Below are 525 nucleotides of genomic sequence, written 5' to 3' on the forward strand. Positions count from 1 at the left end.
GGCTCCTTGTCAACTGTAGTGGGTGACGAAAAGCTAACATCTAGAGAGGACCTGATAGGTCTTCTCTTTTTTTATGTTCAGAGTGATGAAGACACGTTTCTTAAAGTTGATGAAGTTTCTAAAACCGAAGCCCAACCGTTTGATGTCTTTAATCAACTTGTTAGTAGCTTCCATTTTTGCGTTTGAATAGTCTGTTTCTAGTGCGTTTTGGATGTATTGCTTATGTCTAAGAAAAGTCCTAAAGACAGTTTGAAAGTAGTGATTGATCTTGCTCCTATTTTCCTCTATCAGCCCAAAGAACTCATCTACTCTCTTCTCCTGAAAGTGAAAAAGCAAGAGCTGATAAAGTGTATAGTAGTCGGTAAGCTCTTCTGAAAAGTCTAGTGTCTTCGCAACGACTTCATGTGGTGCTAAAGTTTGACGGAAAGTCTTTGAATAGAAAGAGTTGAGAGATAACTTACAGCTGTCCTTTTGGAAGAGTCGCCAGTGATTTTTCAAGGCTCGATAGGGTAGTGACTTCTTATC

1 pseudogene is annotated in these 525 nt (G+C 39.2%); it reads right to left on the reverse strand.

The features are described from left to right. Positions 1 to 40: 40 nt before the first annotated feature. Positions 41 to 525, reverse strand: a pseudogene (locus tag HMPREF2979_RS05410) (transposase); the annotation flags it as partial.

Origin of the sequence: Streptococcus sp. HMSC078H12 (assembly GCF_001814615.1) — a bacterium.
Taxonomy (GTDB): domain Bacteria; phylum Bacillota; class Bacilli; order Lactobacillales; family Streptococcaceae; genus Streptococcus; species Streptococcus salivarius_F.